Origin of the sequence: Phocaeicola sp. RTP21198st1_B8_RTP21198_201120, from assembly GCF_040929485.1 — a bacterium.
GTDB classification, from domain to species: domain Bacteria; phylum Bacteroidota; class Bacteroidia; order Bacteroidales; family Bacteroidaceae; genus Phocaeicola; species Phocaeicola dorei.
In genome coordinates, this window is the sequence record NZ_JBCOCI010000498.1 from 1 (window position 1) to 1,113 (window position 1,113).

Below are 1,113 nucleotides of genomic sequence, written 5' to 3' on the forward strand. Positions count from 1 at the left end.
GAGAATAATGTAATGAAGATGATCGCTGACCATAAGTTTGACCTGATCGTAAACATTCCGAAGAATCATAGCAAACGTGAATTAACGAATGGCTATCGTATCCGTCGTGGTGCAATCGATCACAACATTCCATTGATTACAAATGCTCGTCTGGCAAGTGCCTTTATCGAAGCATTCTGTGAATTGAAATTGGGTGATATTCAGATCAAGAGCTGGCAGGAATATAAATAAACTGCTTTAGCTGTTTATCAAAATAAAAAGAACTCCCTCTTTGGAATGCCAAAGGGGGAGTTTTTTGTTTAAGTTGTCTTGTTGCGAATAGATGTTTTCTGTTATTTGCTTACACGATAATTGTGTACTTTCAGATTCTCTATCCGGCTATTGAAGTTTCCGGCTTTCTCGAGCGGGAAAACCAATGTGCGTATATAACTCATAGAATCTTTTCCTGCATTGAAATAACATTTCTGTATGTTCATTTCTTCAACAACCTTTCCGTTTACTCTGAGTGTGGTACTACGATGATCGCCTTCAATCTGAATGGTCGCTTTCTCTCCCGGATTCACTTTATATGGGAACGTATTCAAATAACCATCGCGTGCAAAACCCATCATCCCTCGAATTGGATCTGCTAGATAGAATACGGCATTGGGTGAACGGAACAATTCTGTTCCGCTTTTCTCTGGTGCTCCGGTAATGTCGAAGCTGACTGTATAATTATAGCCGATTTCCGGGTAAGTGGAAGTGCTGCCGGGAGCAACGGTAGAACGCTCATATACCAATGCCGGACTCTTGCCGATTCTTCCCAATTGATTGACTCCGGGGGCTTCACTGATAGCACTACGCTTTTCATTATACACTTCGAATGGCAGACTGGTTTCTTTCCCTGTCCATGTCTTTACTGCTAGAGTTTGTAACGCAGGGAATACACGGTGATGAATGTCTTTCACGGAAATTCCATTACCTGCATGGTCGTTCCAGATGGCAAACATGCCACCGAGAATAGCAGGGTGCTTTTCTTCGAATACGGCTTTCCCGATATGTGCTGGTGTCCATTCTTTATATAAAAATACCTCGTTAAGATAATCCTGATAGTAACCGGCTAATGGAACAATG

General features: G+C 41.9%; 1 protein-coding gene and 1 pseudogene. One reads left to right on the forward strand and one right to left on the reverse strand.

The annotated features are described in order from the left end of the window. A partial coding sequence (locus AB5935_RS27595) for a hypothetical protein (protein ID WP_368328050.1) occupies positions 1-231 on the forward strand: 231 nt, incomplete at its 5' end. Positions 232-332: 101 nt separating this feature from the next. On the opposite strand, the pseudogene AB5935_RS27600 reads toward AB5935_RS27595, so the two are convergent. Then, positions 333-1,113: pseudogene (locus AB5935_RS27600) on the reverse strand (beta-N-acetylhexosaminidase); the annotation flags it as partial.